Annotated in this window: 13 protein-coding genes and 2 pseudogenes; 8 read left to right on the top strand and 7 right to left on the bottom strand. The window is 70.9% G+C overall.

From position 1 onward, the window contains the following. Window positions 1-195: 195 nt before the first annotated feature. A complete protein-coding gene (locus ABTY62_RS01175; protein ID WP_352127223.1) occupies window positions 196-1227 on the top strand; it encodes a LacI family DNA-binding transcriptional regulator in 1032 nt (343 codons plus the stop codon). A 36-nt stretch (window positions 1228-1263) separates the two neighbouring features. Then, window positions 1264-3573, top strand: a complete 2310-nt coding sequence (locus ABTY62_RS01170) for a beta-xylosidase/alpha-l-arabinosidase (RefSeq protein WP_352127222.1) — start codon at window positions 1264-1266, stop codon at window positions 3571-3573. 21 nt (window positions 3574-3594) lie between these two features. On the opposite strand, the gene ABTY62_RS01165 is transcribed toward ABTY62_RS01170, so the two are convergent. Further along, the gene (locus ABTY62_RS01165; protein ID WP_352127221.1) at window positions 3595-4338 is read right to left on the bottom strand and encodes an SDR family oxidoreductase; all 744 of its coding nucleotides are present in this window, start codon (window positions 4336-4338) and stop codon (window positions 3595-3597) included. A 49-nt stretch (window positions 4339-4387) separates the two neighbouring features. Continuing rightward, window positions 4388-5785 carry a DHA2 family efflux MFS transporter permease subunit gene (locus tag ABTY62_RS01160; protein WP_352127220.1) on the bottom strand — a complete coding sequence of 466 codons (1398 nt, stop codon included), beginning with the start codon at window positions 5783-5785 and terminating at the stop codon, window positions 4388-4390. A 119-nt stretch (window positions 5786-5904) separates the two neighbouring features. On the opposite strand from ABTY62_RS01160, the gene ABTY62_RS01155 reads away from it, so the two are divergent. The 5 genes and pseudogenes from ABTY62_RS01155 (at window position 5905) to ABTY62_RS01135 (ending at window position 9649) form a co-directional block, all read left to right on the top strand. Further along, on the top strand, window positions 5905-6240 hold the full coding sequence (locus ABTY62_RS01155; RefSeq protein ID WP_352127219.1) for an ArsR/SmtB family transcription factor: 336 nt from the start codon (window positions 5905-5907) through the stop codon (window positions 6238-6240). Window positions 6241-6316: 76 nt separating this feature from the next. Then, window positions 6317-7516: an NAD(P)/FAD-dependent oxidoreductase gene (locus ABTY62_RS01150; RefSeq protein WP_352127218.1), complete on the top strand. Its 1200-nt coding sequence runs from the start codon at window positions 6317-6319 to the stop codon at window positions 7514-7516. Between the two features lie 97 nt (window positions 7517-7613). Continuing rightward, on the top strand, window positions 7614-8510 hold the full coding sequence (locus ABTY62_RS01145; protein WP_352127217.1) for an RNA polymerase sigma-70 factor: 897 nt from the start codon (window positions 7614-7616) through the stop codon (window positions 8508-8510). A gap of 96 nt (window positions 8511-8606) precedes the next feature. Beyond that, a pseudogene (locus ABTY62_RS01140) lies at window positions 8607-8993 on the top strand (phosphotransferase); the annotation flags it as partial. A 140-nt stretch (window positions 8994-9133) separates the two neighbouring features. After that, entirely contained in the window at window positions 9134-9649 is a 516-nt protein-coding gene (locus ABTY62_RS01135; RefSeq protein ID WP_352127456.1) for a DUF6328 family protein, read from the top strand. Window positions 9650-9728: 79 nt separating this feature from the next. Here ABTY62_RS01135 and ABTY62_RS01130 read toward each other — a convergent pair whose 3' ends face one another. From ABTY62_RS01130 to ABTY62_RS01115, 4 genes and pseudogenes are all read right to left on the bottom strand, one after another. Next, window positions 9729-10514: a GvpL/GvpF family gas vesicle protein gene (locus ABTY62_RS01130; RefSeq protein ID WP_352127216.1), complete on the bottom strand. Its 786-nt coding sequence runs from the start codon at window positions 10512-10514 to the stop codon at window positions 9729-9731. A gap of 245 nt (window positions 10515-10759) precedes the next feature. Next, window positions 10760-11140, bottom strand: a complete 381-nt coding sequence (locus ABTY62_RS01125) for an ArsR/SmtB family transcription factor (RefSeq protein WP_352127455.1) — start codon at window positions 11138-11140, stop codon at window positions 10760-10762. Window positions 11141-11194: 54 nt separating this feature from the next. After that, a pseudogene (locus tag ABTY62_RS01120) lies at window positions 11195-11647 on the bottom strand (tellurite resistance TerB family protein); the annotation flags it as partial. Between the two features lie 161 nt (window positions 11648-11808). Continuing rightward, on the bottom strand, window positions 11809-12483 hold the full coding sequence (locus ABTY62_RS01115) for a CBS domain-containing protein (RefSeq protein WP_352127215.1): 675 nt from the start codon (window positions 12481-12483) through the stop codon (window positions 11809-11811). Window positions 12484-12732: 249 nt separating this feature from the next. Here ABTY62_RS01115 and ABTY62_RS01110 point away from each other — a divergent pair, with 249 nt between their 5' ends. After that, on the top strand, window positions 12733-13905 hold the full coding sequence (locus ABTY62_RS01110; protein WP_502997379.1) for an Acg family FMN-binding oxidoreductase: 1173 nt from the start codon (window positions 12733-12735) through the stop codon (window positions 13903-13905). On the opposite strand, the gene ABTY62_RS01105 is transcribed toward ABTY62_RS01110, so the two are convergent. Further along, complete coding sequence (locus ABTY62_RS01105; protein WP_352127213.1) at window positions 13906-14490, bottom strand: TetR/AcrR family transcriptional regulator; 585 nt, start codon at window positions 14488-14490, stop codon at window positions 13906-13908. Between the last annotated feature and the right edge of the window lie 62 nt (window positions 14491-14552).

Below are 14552 nucleotides of genomic sequence, written 5' to 3'. Positions count from 1 at the left end.
CGCGGCTCGAAACTTTTCGAAACCTCTGCGTTTTCTGGCCGACAAAGTAGGAGGGCGTCGAGTCGAGGTCAAGACGTGGGCGGCATTCAATTTCCCAGAGAGCACGGGATTCTCCCCGCAGCGCACCCGAAAACCACTCTGGACCACGTCGAAACCTTGCGCTAACGTCCCTCGTACATCACCGAAAGGAACAGCATGGCGAAGCGAGGCGTCGAGCGAAGCCGGACGACGCTGACCGGCATCGCCGAAGCAGCCGGAGTCTCCGTGGCCACGGTGTCGAAGGTGGTCAACGGCCGCAGCGACGTATCCCCGGAGACCCGCGCACGCATCGAGCGGCTGCTGGTCGAGCACGACTACGTCGCGCGCGGACCAGGCGGCGCCCAGGCGCCGGTACGCACCATCGACCTCACCTTCGACCAGCTGGTCAACCCCAACAATCTGGAGATCACCAGAGGGGTGACCGAGGCGGCGGCCGAGGCGGGCGTCGATGTCGTCATCGGGGTGACACCCGACGATCCACTCGGTGCCACCTGGGCCCGGAAGATCACCAACGCCGGGCGGGAGGGCCTCATCCTCGTGACGTCCGAGCTCACCCCTCGGCAGCGGGCCCAGTTCGCGCAGGCCGGCATCCCGCTGGTGCTGGTCGACCCGATGAACGTGCCCGACGACAGCGTGCCGAGCATCGGCGCCACCAACTTCAGCGGTGGCATGGCCGCCACCGAACACCTGCTGAAACTCGGCCACCGACGGATCGCGATGATCGAGGGCCGGCACGACGCCGTGTGCAACACCGCCCGGCTGCACGGCTATCAGGCCGCGCTGACCGGCGCCGGTGTCACTCCGGACCCCCGCCTCATCAAGCGAGCCGACTTCCGCTTCGAACCCGCCTACCGGGCCGCACTCGAGCTCTTCGCCATGGACGACCCGCCCACCGCGGTCTTCACCGGCAACGACCTGGAGGCGTTCGGCGTCATCGAGGCCGCCCGGGCACACGGACTCCGTGTCCCGGAGGACGTCAGCGTCGTCGGCTTCGACGACGCCTCCGCGGCCGCCACCTCCGCCCCGCCACTGACCACCGTCCGTCAGCCCTTCGCCGAGATCGGCCGCGCCGCGCTGCGCACCCTGCTACGGCTCTCCCGCGGCGAACCGCTGGACAGCCACCGCGTGGAGCTGGCCACCCAGCTGATCGTCCGGGCCTCCACCGCCCCGCCGCCCACACGCTCCTGACTCCGCGTCCGGAGCCACCATCCCGAGGGACCCACCATGACCACACCTTGGGCCGATCCGGCCTGCCCGCGCGACGACAGGGTCGAGGCCCTCCTCACGGAGATGACCCTGGAGGAGAAACTCGCCCAGCTCGGCAGCGTCTGGCCCGGCGTCGAACGCGTCAGCGGCAATGTGGCGCCCATGCAGGACGTGTTCGCCCGGCACACCGACTTTCCCGCGGCGAGCAAACACGGCCTGGGCCACCTCACCCGCCCGTTCGGCACCAAGCCGGTCGAACCCGCCGACGGCGTACGCCACCTCGCCGCGCTCCAGCGCGGGTTGCGGGAGACCACCCGGCTCGGCATCCCCGCCATCGCGCACGAGGAGTGCCTGACCGGATTCACCGCCTACCGCGCCACCGTCTTCCCCGCCGCGCTCGCCTGGGCCGCCGCCTTCGACCCGGAGCTGGTCGAGCGCATGGCGCACGCCATCGGTACGAGCATGCGCCAAGTCGGCGTGCACCAGGGCCTGTCCCCCGTCCTGGACGTCGTCCGCGACTACCGCTGGGGGCGGGTGGAGGAGACCCTCGGCGAGGACCCCTACCTGGTGGCCACCACCGGCACCGCCTATGTGCGCGGCCTGGAGAGCGCCGGGATCATCGCCACCCTCAAACACTTCGCCGGCTACTCCGCCTCCAAGGCGGCCCGCAACCACGCCCCGGTCTCCATGGGCCCCCGTGAGTTCGCCGACGTCATCCTGCCTCCGTTCGAGATGGCCATCCGTGACGGCGGGGCGCGCTCGGTGATGAACTCCTACGCCGATGTGGACGGCATGCCGGCCGGAGCCGACGCCGGACTCCTCACCCGGCTGCTGCGCGAGGAGTGGGGTTTCGAGGGCACGGTCGTGTCCGACTACTGGTCCGTCGCATTCCTGCGCACCATGCACCGCATCGCGGCGACGGACGGGGAGGCCGGCGCCCGGGCGCTGGAGGCGGGCATCGACGTCGAGCTGCCCGACACCCTCTGCTACGGCGAGCCCCTCGCCGAGCTCGTCCGCGACGGCACCGTACCGGAGCACCTCGTCGACCGGGCGGTGCGCCGAGTGCTCCGACAGAAGGCCGAACTCGGCCTGCTCGACGCCGACTTCAGCCCCGACATCGAAACCGCCGACGGACCGGTCGACCTGGACCCGCCCGCCCACCGGGCCATCGCCCGCGAGCTCGCCGAGCAGAGCATCGTGCTGCTCGACAACCGAACCGGCGTGCTGCCCCTGGCCGCGGACACCGCCTCCATCGCCCTCGTCGGCCCCTGCGCCGACGACCCCAACGCCTTCTTCGGCTGCTACTCCTTCCCCAACCACGTCCTCCCCCACCACCCAGGCCACGACAACGGCGTCGAGACCCGCTCCCTGCTCCATGCCCTCGCCGCCGAGCTGCCCGGGACATCGATCACGTACGAGCGCGGCTGCCCGGTCAAGGACGCGGACCGCAGCGGCTTCGACGCGGCGGTGGCGGCGGCACGCGGAGCGGATGTCTGCGTCGCCGTGGTCGGCGACCGCGCCGGCCTCTTCGGCGGCGGCACCTCGGGCGAGGGCTGCGACGCCGAGGACCTCTCCCTGCCCGGGGTGCAGGCGGAGCTGGTGGCGGCCCTGCTGGACACCGGCACCCCGCTGGTGCTGCTCGTGGTCTCCGGCCGCCCGTACGCCCTCGGCGCCCACGCCGACCGCGCCGCCGCCGTCGTCCAGGCGTTCTTCCCCGGCGAGGAGGGCGGAGCCGCACTGGCCGGAATGCTGTCGGGCCGTGTCACCCCGTCGGGCAAGCTGCCGGTGCAGATCCCGCGAACGCCCGGCGGCCAGCCCGGGACCTATCTGCACGCCCCGTTGGGCGGCAACAGCCAGGGCGTCAGCAACCTCGACCCGACTCCGGCCTACCCCTTCGGCCACGGCCTGTCGTACACCACCGTCGCCTATGACGAACTGACCGTGAGCTCCGAGGAGATGGCCACCGACGGCGAGGTGGAGGTCAGCTGCGTCGTCCGTAACACCGGCGACCGCGCCGGCGCCGAGGTCGTACAGCTCTACACCGCCGACCCGGTGGCCCGACTCCCCCGCCCCGTGACCCAGTTGACGGGCTACTCACGCGTCCGGCTGGCCGCGGGCGAGCAGCGCCGGGTCACCTTCCGCCTGCACGCCGACCGGCTCGGCTACACCGGCCCCGACCTGCGCCGCATCGTCGAACCCGGCGAGATCACCGTCATGGTCGGCGCCTCCCGCACCGACATCCGCCTCGTCGCCACCGTCCACCTCACCGGACCGGTCCGCCAGGTCGGCCACGACCGAGTCCTGCGGACACCGGCGCATATCGACTGAGCAGGCCACGCCGCACGACGGTCACCAAGCGACCGGCCCGAGGCGGTCGATGAAGGTCCCGGTCGGCCCGTCGGCGTCGAGCGTCGCGAGCCTGACGATCGAGTCGGTGCCCTCGGTGACGGTGAGCTGGCCGGTGTGGTGGTTCATATCGGTGGCGGCGAATTTGCGGTTGGCGACTTCTCCGGGGGTGGCGACGTTGAACTTGATCTCCGGGAGGGCTTGGGCATACCGGACGGTAATCATGTTCAGCGCCGCTTTCGACGAGCTGTAGGCGAGCTCGTGCATCGCCGAGACCGGCTGGTCCGGATCGGTCACGACCGCGAAGGAGCCGCCACCGCTGGACACCATCACCACCCGCGGCTGCTCCGCCGCCCGCAGCAGCGGCAGGAACGCATGCGTCACCCGGATCGGGCCGTAGACGTTGGTGTCGTAGACGTCATGGATTTCGTCGGCCGTCGCGTCCGCGGGCGCGACGATGTGTCCGGGCGCGCCCGCGTTGTTGATGAGCACATCCAGGCGGTCGGTGTGCTCGTGGACGAGCCGTACCGCGCCGGCCACCGACTCGTCCGAGGTCACGTCCAGCGGGACCATGACCACGTTCACGCCGCCGGCGGTCAGTTTGCCGGCGGCCTCCCGTCCTCGGCTCTCGTCACGCGAGCCGAGAAACACCGTCCAGCCCAATTCGCCGAGGCGCCGGGCCGCTTCGAAACCGAGTCCCTTGTTGCCTCCGGTGATCAGCACCGAGGTCTGCTGCGAGTTCGTCATGCCCACCGGACACCACTCCCCCCTCGGCTGTGACATGGTGTGACCGGCTTCACAGTGATGTGCGACTGCGGCTTCCGTCGCGCCGCGGGGGCGTGGAAGACCGCGACGCGGGCTCGGACTTCGCCAGCCACAGGCCGGTGAACACGGCGCCGGCCATCGTGACGGCGCCGGCCGCGACGAAGGCGCTGTTGAGGCCGGCCTCGAAGGACGCCCCGCCCGCTTCCCGGGTGCGGACGATGGCTCCGAGCACCGCCACGCCGAGCACCGCACCGATCTGCCGGGTGGTGCTGCTGATGCCCGACGCGAGGCCGCCCTCCTGCGGGCTGACCGCCTGGATGGCGGCGCCGGTCAGCGGGGACATGGTCAGAGCGAAACCGATGCCGACGATCGCCAGCCGCCACCACACATTCCCGTAGCCGGTGTCCGCGTGTACGGAGCCCAGGGCCAGCAGCCCGAGACCGGCCAGGGCCAGACCGGTGGTGACCACGATCCGGAAGCCGTACTTCGCGGCCAACCGGCCCGCATACGGGCTGACGATCACCATGGCGAGGGAGGCGGGCAGGGTCTCCAGGCCGGCGAGCAGAACCGAGCTGCCCTGCACGTACACGAAGAACTGGGAGAAGAAGAAGGAGGAACCCATGAGCGCGAAACCCACCACGACCATGGCCGTGTTGGACACCGTGAACAGTCGCTGCCGGAACAGCCGCAGCGGCAGCATCGGCGTCGAACGACGTCCTTCGACGGCGACGAAGACGGCGAGGATCACCACCGCGGCGGCGAAGCTGCCCAGGATCACCGGCGAGGTCCAGCCGAGGGAACCGCCCTCGATCAGCCCGTAGGCCAGCGCCCCGACTCCCAGGACGGACAGGACCGTCCCCGGGATGTCGATCGCCGGCGCGTCCGGATTACGGGACTCGCCCAGGACGCGCAGACCGGCCAGCAGAAGGACCGCGCCGATCGGCGCGTTGACGACGAAGATGGCGGGCCAGCCGAAGGCATCCACCAGAATGCCGCCTGCCAACGGCCCGGCGGCCAGGCCGATTCCGCTGAATCCGGCCCACAGCCCGATCGCCTTGACTCGTTCCTGCGGAACGGGGTACGCGGCGGCGAGCAGGGCCAGCGAGGCGGGGCTCAGCGCCGCGGCCCCGATGCCCTGCGCCACCCGTCCCACGATCAGCCACCCGATCGACGGTGCGGCGGCGCACATCCCGGACGCGGCGGTGAACACCACGACGCCGGCCAGGAACACCCGCTTGCGGCCGAAGCGGTCGGCGAACACGCCGCCGGACAGCAACAGCATGGCGACCAGCAGCACATAGGCGTCGACGATCCATTGCAGACCGTTCAATTGGGTGTGCAATCGCTGCTGCATATCGGGCAGCGCCGCGCCGACGATGGTGCTGTCGAGCAGCACCATGAACTGGCCCAGGCAGGCCACTGTCAGCAACGCCGCCCGGTTCGATCGAATCCCTAAAGCCACAGCTGTTCCCCTCCGATGGTGCGGGTGCACCCCGGAAAGATAGTTCCATAATCCCGAACTGTCGAACGATGGGATACCGTGCAGGCATGCGACCGCTACCCCAGCCCGCACGCGAGTCATTGACCCTCGCGCCGCTGCTGCACGCACTCGGCGATCCGGTGCGCCTGGAATTGGCGCGGCGGGCCCTGGGCCATCCCGAGTCGACCTGTTCCGCCCTCGCCGACGGCCTGGACGTGCCGGTGTCGACGCTGTCCAACCACTGGCGGATCATGCGCGAGGCCGGGCTGATCAGCATGACCGTCGACGGCAGACACCGGCGGATCCGGCTCCGCGCCGACGATCTGGGCGACCGCTTCCCCGGCCTGCTCGATCCGATCCTGCGCCTCGCCGCGGCCGAGTCGCCGAAGCCTCTCACGGAGTGATCTGCCTCACATGCCGTCACAATGACCGAACACGCGGTGTCTTGAGGCCGAGCCCCGAAGAGACGGAGGAGACACCGTGACTGGCAACACCGAAGTGGTCGTGATCGGCGGCGGATACGCCGGTGTCCTGGCGGCCAATCGCCTGACGCAGCGCGACGACGTGGCAGTGACGCTGATCAACCCGCGTTCGACCTTTGTCGAGCGGGTTCGCCTGCACCAGGTGGCGGGCGGGTCCCACACGGCGGTCGTCGACTACCGGGAGGTCCTGCACGAGCGCGTCCGGCTGGTGGTCGACACCGTGACGCGGATCGACGCCCCCGGGCGCGGTGTGACGATGGCGAGCGGCGGCGTGGTCGGCTACGACTACCTGATCTACGCGGTGGGCAGTGGCAGCGCCGACCCGGGCGTGCCCGGAGCGGCCGAGTTCGGCTACCCGGTCGCCACCCTGGAGGAGGCGCAGCGGCTGCGGACGGCCGTCGACGCCGCGCCCGCGACGGCCGCGGTGGCGGTGGTGGGCGCCGGTTCGACCGGTATCGAGACCGCCGCCGAACTGGCCGAACAGGGCCGCCCGGTGACCCTGGTGTGCGGCGGGGCGCTGGGCCCGTATCTGCATCCGCGGGTTCGGCGCTCGGTGGCCAAGCGGCTGGCCAAGCTCGGTGTGACCGTGCTCGAAGGCCCCGACACCAAGGTGACCGCGGTGACCCGCGACACCGTGCGGCTCAGCGGCGGCCACACACTGCCGAGCACGGTGACCGTCTGGACCGCCGGGTTCGGCGTGCCGGACCTGGCCGAGCACAGCGGGCTGAGCACCGACGCCGCCGGCCGCCTGCTCACCGACGAAACGCTGACGAGCGTGGACGACGTACGCATCGTCGCGGCCGGGGATTCGGCGGCACCGTCGGATCTGCCGCTGCGCATGAGCTGCCAGACCGCGCGTCCGCTGGGAGCGCACGCCGCCGACACCGTGCTGGCCCGGATCGCGGGTGCGCGGCCCGCGGCCATCAACGTGGGCTTCTTCGGCCAGTGCATCGCCCTGGGCCGTCGCGCCGCCACCGTACAGCTCGCTTCCAAGGACGACACCGCCAACAAGTACTCCATCGGCGGCCGCCTCGCCGCCGGGATCAAGGAGCGCGCCTGCCAGGGCGTCGTCAAGGAACTGGCGGACGAGGCGCGCAAGCCCGGTTCGTTCACCTGGCAGTTCAAGGACGACAAGCGCCACCAGGTGCTGCGGACCAAGCGCGGCCAGGCGCCGGCCACCGCCGGTCAGGCCGGCTAGACCACGCGTCGGCAGCCGGCCGCCGAGCACATTCGAGGAGAGAAAGGATCTTGCTGTGGATGCACGCTCGACGGCCTCCGGCACCCCAGGACGGGACATGAGCGACCACGCCGCCGGTCCGGCGACCGAGGCGTTCGTCGCCCACCGCAACCTGCTTTTCACCGTCGCCTACGAGATGCTCGGCTCGGCGGCCGATGCCGAGGACGTCCTCCAGGAGACCTGGCTGCGCTGGGTCGACGTCGACCAGGACCAGGTACTCGACCAGCGCGCCTACCTGGTCCGCATCACCACCCGGCAGTCACTCAACCGGCTGCGCACCATGAAACGCCGCAAGGAGGCATACGTCGGCCCCTGGCTGCCCGAGCCGTTGCTCACCACGCCGGACGTGGCCGACAACGTCGAACTCGCCGAAAGCGTGTCGATGGCGCTCATGCTCGTCCTCGAAACCCTGTCGCCCACCGAGCGCGCCGTCTTCGTCCTGCGCGAGGCCTTCGGCATCGGCTACGACGAGATCGCGGCCGCGGTCGACAAAAGCCCCGCCGCCGTCCGCCAGATCGCCCACCGCGCCCGCCGGCACATCGAGGCCCGCCGCCCCCGCGCGGTGGTCTCCGCGAGCCGGACCCGGGCGGCTCTGGAGGCGTTCCGGCAGGCGCTGGAAACCAGGGACCTCCAGGGGCTGCTCGACGTGCTCGCGCCCGAGGTCGTCGTCGTCAACGACGGCGGTGGCATCAAGCAGGCCGCGCTGCGACCGGTCATCGGCGCCGAGAAGGTGATCCGTTTCCTGGCCGGCGGCCTCGGCAGGACCGCCGCCACGGTCACCGTCGGCCCGACCACGGTCAACGGCAACCCGGGGCTCGTCTTCCGCCTGGACGGCGAGATCGACGGCGTCATGGCGGCCCGCGTCGAGGACGACCGCATCACCGGCCTCTACTACGTCCGCAACCCGGAGAAACTGACCCGCGTCGAATCCGAGACGCCGCTCACCCTGCGATGAACACCGGGTCGCCGAGTCGCGGACTGAGGCGTCAGCGTCGAGCGGGCCGGGGGTTTCCTCTCCGCGCGTAGTCGCCGAGATCACGATCCCGGACCGAACAACACGGTCTTCGTGGGCGGCCTGCCCGCGGCCTTCATCGATTTGGACACCGCGGCCCCCGGCGACCCGCTCGAAGACCTCGGATACATGGCCTGGACTTGGTGCGTCTCGTCCAAACACGATGCCCCACACCCCGACGAGCAAGGTGCGCAGGTACGGATCCTTGCCGACGCCTACGGACTCGACGCGCATGCGCGTGGCGGCCTCATCGACGCGATGCTCGACCGCCAGACACGTAATGCTCGCTGGTGGCGCGAGCAGCCTGACGGTCCGGGACCCCGGCTCGCTTCAGCAGAGCAGATCGTCTCCCGCATCGCATGGTCGGAACGCGAACATGCCTTCACCGTGGCCAACCGGTCCGCGCTCGCGGCCGCACTCCGGTGAAGAGGAAGTCTGCGCCACTGGACCGGCAGCTGCGCGGCAATCTGCCCCGGACATTCGTCCATGCCCATCACTGTCCACCCGTATGGGCTCGCATGAGGTGCTCCCCGTGGGGAAGGGCGGTTGGGTGAGGAGCGCGCGTGATGCATGACGACGGCGAGGCGTCGGGGCATGACGGCCGTGAGCAACCGTCCGGTCGCGTCGAGACCAGGGAGCAGCGGGCCGACCGCAGGTGGGCCGAGCTGCTCCAAGAGGTGCGAGTGACGCAGACGGGCATGCAGATTCTGTTCGCTTTCCTGCTCACGGTCGCCTTCACCCCGCGCTTTCAGAGTCTCGGACACTCGGATCGGACCATCTACGTCGTGACCGTCCTGCTGGGCGCGGCGGCCACCGGAGCGTTGATCGCACCGGTCTCCTTGCACCGGATCGTCACCGGGCGTCGGCTGAAACCGGAGACGGTCCATGTGGCGGCGCGCTTCACCGTGGCCGGACTGGTGCTGCTGCTGTGCACCGTGGAGTCGGCGCTGCTGCTGATCCTGCGCGTCGTCGTGTCCGATGTCACCGCGTTCTGGCTGGCGGCCGCGGCCCTGGTGTGGTTCGTGAGCTGCTGGTTCGTACCCGCGGTCTGGCTCTTCCATCGCTCGCGCAAGGAGCGCTGAGCAGCCTGGAGTTCCCGGAGGGCTTCCTGCCGCACCGGTGCGAGCGGGAGGGTCAGCAATCCGGTCAACGGGCCTATGCCTAGCCGCCTTCCTCCACCCGGCGCAGCGCGTCGGCCACGAAGTCGTACGGCGCCAGCGGCCCCAGCAGCCGCAGCCGGACCCGGCCGTTCCACCGCCGGGCCAGCTCCTCCGCCGCCTGCTCGAACGCCCCGCGCTGCTTGTCCTCGATCAGGAAGGCGGCGTTCACGACCCCTTCGGCGGACTCCGGCTCGGAGGTCGCCACCGCGAGCGCGAACGGCGCCACCCGCTGCTCGATCTCCCGGGCGTCCACCTCCCGCTTGGCGCCGACGGCCTCCACGACCAGCTGCCCCAGCTGGATGCGCAGGTCGTATCCGGCGTCCTCCGGCAGCCCTTCCAGCTCCTCCCGCAGCCGCCTGGCCTCGACGTGCTCGTCGAGCACCTCGCGCAACACCTCGTCCTGGACATAGCGGGCCCGGAGGGTGAACTGGGCGCTGCCCCGGAGCCGGTCGAGGGCCCAGGTGAAGTCGTCATGGCCCTCGGTCAGCAGTTCCTCGGCCACGGCCCGAGGGTCCCGCTCCACCGTGCCGAACCGCAGCGGCAGCACGGGCAGGCCCGAGGCGGCCAGGGAGTCGAGCACCCGGGCGTGGGCGCGCAGGTCGTCCGGGGTGCCGAGCGGCTGGTCCATGGGCACCTCGCTCACCACCGCGGCCAGCCCGCGGTCCCTGACGAAGGTCACCGGGGAGTCCGGGGCCCCGACGGCGGGCAGGTCCTTGACCGCCTGGTCGGCCCCTTCGTCGGGTATCACCCCGTACACGTAGCAGGCAGGTCCATCCCCGGCCATCATGGCTCGTGCTCCCTGTCACTTGTCCGGCTCCTCCGGCGCCGGGGCCGCTCCTCGGCCTCGTCCCCGCGCGCCTCTTCCCTGTCCTCGGCAAACTTGAGACAGGCGTCGACGCCGACCAGCGGCCGGTCACTCAGCGCGTCTATGCGATGACCGACCGCCAGGCGAGTGCACATATGAATATGGATATATCGCCAAGTATGGCGCACTTCGCCGACCAGGTCGGCGACGACGTCACGGCATCGCCTTCAGCCCCGGGAAGCGCGCGTGCCCTGCGGTTCCGCCGGGGCGAGAAGGTAGGAATGGAGCTGGCCGAGCAGTTCGGCGATGCCCTCCTCGTCGGCGCGGTAGCGGACCAACTTGCCGGTGCGCGTCGACTGGAGCAGGCCTCCGCGCCGGAGGACCGCGAGGTGCTCGGAGGTGGTCGACGGGCCGAGTCCGGCGCGTTCGGCGACCTCGCCGACCGTCAGCTCCTCCCCACCGGCGAAGTGCGCGAACAGCCGCTGACGCGTCGTGCTGGCCAGTGCCTTGAGAAAGACCTGAAGGTCGTCGTCGGGTACGGCGGCCTCGGGGCGTACCGCCTGTTCCGTACCGGAGACCGCGCGCGGTGACAGTCGGTCTTCGGACACCTGCGGGAGTTCGCCCAGGGCCCGGTACGGGCGGGGAACTCGGAGCGCGCGGTGCAGGTCGAACTCGGCCGGCGGGATGTCCAGGGCCGAGCAGGCCTCGCGGACGACGGTCCGCTCGCTGTCGTCGAAGTGTCCGTCGGCGCAGCCGATGACGATGCCGATCTGGATGACGGCTCGCGCCTCCGCCGCCTTCCTCTTCGCCTTGCCGATCTCCTGCATCGCGCTCACCTTGCCGAGGGGGAAGTCCTCGGTGAGCTTGTCGAGGTGCTCCTCGAAGCGGCGGTGCAGGTCGCCCGGGGGAAAGTTCTGGAGCACGTCGTTGGTGGCGATGAGCTGGGCGACGCGCTGTCGCTCGGACGGGTCGATCGTGCCGTCCGCCGCCGCCACCAGGGCGCACATCGCCATGCTCGCGTCCCGGAACGCCCCGCTCCGCAACTCGTTCTTCTTCGCCGTGAGCTGGGCCTGCATCGTCTGGGCCGAGTCCTTGATGCGGTCCCACAGCGCCATCTGTATCTCCTTGCCAGTACTGCCCGCCAAATGAGGAGGAAACAGAATCTACAGGTTTGTAGAGAGGCACCAAAAAGAAGCCGTGCCTTCACCATCTTCTCTCGGCCACCGGGCCGCGTCCCACAACGGCTTCCGCATCGCCATGGCGGCGCGCCTGTGTCTCATGCGGCGGTGGCGGGCCCCTGCGTGTCGTCGGCTCCGTAGGCGATGTGCTCGGTGACCGAGACCACCCCGTCCACGCTCCGGCACAGCCGCTCGATGACGGGGACCAGGCTCCTGAACTCCACCGCGCCGCGCAGGGTGACCTCGCCCTCCCGTACGTCGACCGTCACCGCCGACGGGGCCAGGCGCAAGGTCCGGCGCAGCACGTCCCGCTCGATCTCCTCACGGATCGCGTCGTCATGGCGCAGGAAGATCCGCAACAGATCGGCCCGGCTGATGATGCCCAGCAGCTGGTCGGCCTCGTCGACCACCGGGAGCCGCTTGACGCCCTTCGCGGCCATCAGACGGGCCGCCTCGACCACACCCCACTCCGGACGCGCGCACACCGCGGGCGCCGACATCAGCTCCCCGGCCCTCGTTCCCTCGGTCTTCGCGCGCTCCCACGCCTCCGGGTGCGGGATCGGCACCCGGCCGGCTGGGTCGGCCTGGCCGGAGGACTTGCGCAGCAGATCGGCCTCGGAGACGACACCGACCGGGTGGCCGGAGCCGTCCACGACCGGCACGGCGGTGACATCGTTCTCCGCCAGCAGCTCCACGATCTCCTTGAACGGCATCTCGCGCGGCGCCCGGACCACGTTGCGGGTCATGAGCTCCCCGACCGTCCTGTGGTGCATTGTCCCGACTCCTTTCGGACACTCGCCGTCCGGCCGCCCCGTGTCCGCCACGCGGCGGAGCCGCACATGGACACTGCCAGCCTCGCAGCCCGCGGCCACCGCCGCATGAGCCCCACGGCCCCGCTCACCGGCCACTCGGCCCGACGCGAGGGCCATCGGGTACCCGCGCGAGGACATTCCGCCCATGCCATCGCTCGTCGAGCGTGAAATTCTGGACGAAGGAAGACGGGCAGAGAGGCGGGGATGCCGATGCGTGCCCATATCGGCGACCAACTGATTGTCGAAAGCCCGACCACCGGCGCGACCAGGCGAGACGGCGAGATCGTCGGGGTCCATCACGAGGACGGAACGCCTCCGTACGACGTGCGCTGGTCGGACTCGGGACGGGTCTCCCTCGTGTTTCCCGGACCGGATGCCCATATTCACCACACCGGGCACCCGCTCTCCGACGCGGAGGTGACGGCGCTGGTGCGCGATGCCGCGGCCGCTCCGTCGATGCACAACGCGCAGCCCTGGCGTTTCCAGTACTTCCGCGGCGAAGGCCTCTTCCATGTGGTCGCGGACCTGACGAGAACCCTGCCGCACTCCGACGCCGACCTCCGCGCCCTCCACCTGGGCTGCGGCGCCGCCCTGATGAACCTGCGCGTCGCGGCCGCTCACACGGGCCGGCGTCCGGCGACCCTGCTGCTGCCCGACCCCGACGACCCGACCCTGCTCGCCGCCGTATCGGTGACCGGCCCCCTCGGCGCCGGCGAAGACGACCCCGGCGCCCTGTACCCGGCCGTCCACACCCGGCACACCAGCCGCTCCCCCTTCGCCGAGACCGAGATACCGCAATCCGTGCGCGCCGCCCTCCGTGCGGCGGCCGAGGCGGAGGGCGTCTCGCTGTCCTTCGCCTCCGGATGGCATCTCCAGACGGTGCTGGATCTGGCCCTGGAGGCCGAGGCGCGCAACCTCACCGACCGCGGCAGCGCCGAGGACCTCACCCGCTGGTCCCGGCTGTCCGACCAGACGCCGCGGTCCGCCGCCGAAGGGGTGCCGCCCTACGCCTTCGGGCCCCGCCGACGGGGTGGCAAGGCCCCCGTACGGGACTTCGCGGGCGGCGCACCGGTGCCCGGCCGCGAGACCGCGGATTTCGAGAGCTCCCCCCAGCTGGCGCTGCTGGCCACCCCCGGCGACGGGCCACGGGACTGGCTGCGCGCGGGGCAGGCCATGGAACGCGTCCTGCTGACCGCGACGCTCGAAGGGCTGTCCAGCTCGTTCGTCACCCAGGCCCTCGAGTGGCCCGACCTGCGCTGGCCGCTGCGCGACCCGGTGGCGGGGACGGGGCACGTACACATGGTGCTGCGCCTCGGCTACGGCCCGCCGGGCCCCAGAACACCACGCCGCCCGACCCGCCACATGCTCGACATCCTGCCCTGATCACCCCTCCGCGCCAGGCCGTCCCGGCTTCGCGGCGAGGCCGCGCAGCGCGAGATGCACCTGGTGTTCGGTCGCCTGCGGGTCGGAGCCGGGGAGCAGCTGCGCGATGCGGATGAGTCCGAGGAGTTGATAGGCGATGTCCTGAGCGGTCACATCGGTGGCGAGGGTGTGATCGGTCCGGGAGCGGTCGACAGCCTGTTGGCCGATCCCGGTGAGGTGGGCGAGGCATCGCTCGAGGTCCTCATCCGACGGTGATCCGCCGACGAGCAGATCGACCATGGCCCTGTTGCGCGAGAGTTGAGCCATCGTCGCGGTGAAGAACTCGCGGAGGCCGGCGATCGCGGACGCCCCCTCCGGGAGGGCCGCCCCGGCGAGTTCGGCCAGATCGCTACCCATCGCGGCCTGCACGAGGTGTTCACGGGTGGGGAAGTGACGGTAGAGGGTCCCCAGGCCGACGCCCGCCGCCGCGGCGACGGCGCGCATGTCCACGGCCATGCCGCCGTCCCGGAAGGCCTCTCCCGCGGCCGCCAGGATCCGTTCCCTGTTGGCGACGGCGTCTCGTCGCTGCTTCCGGTCCTCTGTCACGCCCTCACCCTAGCCGAATCGGAACACCCGTTCCGCTCCGTGCTGGCTTAATCCGGAACACG

Origin of the sequence: Streptomyces sp. NPDC097640, assembly GCF_040302705.1 — a bacterium.
Taxonomy (GTDB): domain Bacteria; phylum Actinomycetota; class Actinomycetes; order Streptomycetales; family Streptomycetaceae; genus Streptomyces.
This window is presented reverse-complemented; position numbering and strand designations above follow the sequence as displayed.

Excerpts from the sequence above, each read along its gene's own strand:
- ABTY62_RS01175 (WP_352127223.1), top strand. The coding sequence starts at position 196 with ATGGCGAAGCGAGGCGTCGAGCGAAGCCGGACGACGCTGACCGGCATC.
- ABTY62_RS01170 (WP_352127222.1), top strand. The coding sequence starts at position 1,264 with ATGACCACACCTTGGGCCGATCCGGCCTGCCCGCGCGACGACAGGGTC.
- ABTY62_RS01165 (WP_352127221.1), bottom strand. The coding sequence starts at position 4,338 with ATGACGAACTCGCAGCAGACCTCGGTGCTGATCACCGGAGGCAACAAG.
- ABTY62_RS01155 (WP_352127219.1), top strand. The coding sequence starts at position 5,905 with ATGCGACCGCTACCCCAGCCCGCACGCGAGTCATTGACCCTCGCGCCG.
- ABTY62_RS01145 (WP_352127217.1), top strand. The coding sequence starts at position 7,614 with ATGAGCGACCACGCCGCCGGTCCGGCGACCGAGGCGTTCGTCGCCCAC.
- ABTY62_RS01135 (WP_352127456.1), top strand. The coding sequence starts at position 9,134 with ATGCATGACGACGGCGAGGCGTCGGGGCATGACGGCCGTGAGCAACCG.
- ABTY62_RS01130 (WP_352127216.1), bottom strand. The coding sequence starts at position 10,514 with ATGATGGCCGGGGATGGACCTGCCTGCTACGTGTACGGGGTGATACCC.
- ABTY62_RS01115 (WP_352127215.1), bottom strand. The coding sequence starts at position 12,483 with ATGCACCACAGGACGGTCGGGGAGCTCATGACCCGCAACGTGGTCCGG.
- ABTY62_RS01110 (WP_502997379.1), top strand. The coding sequence starts at position 12,733 with ATGCGTGCCCATATCGGCGACCAACTGATTGTCGAAAGCCCGACCACC.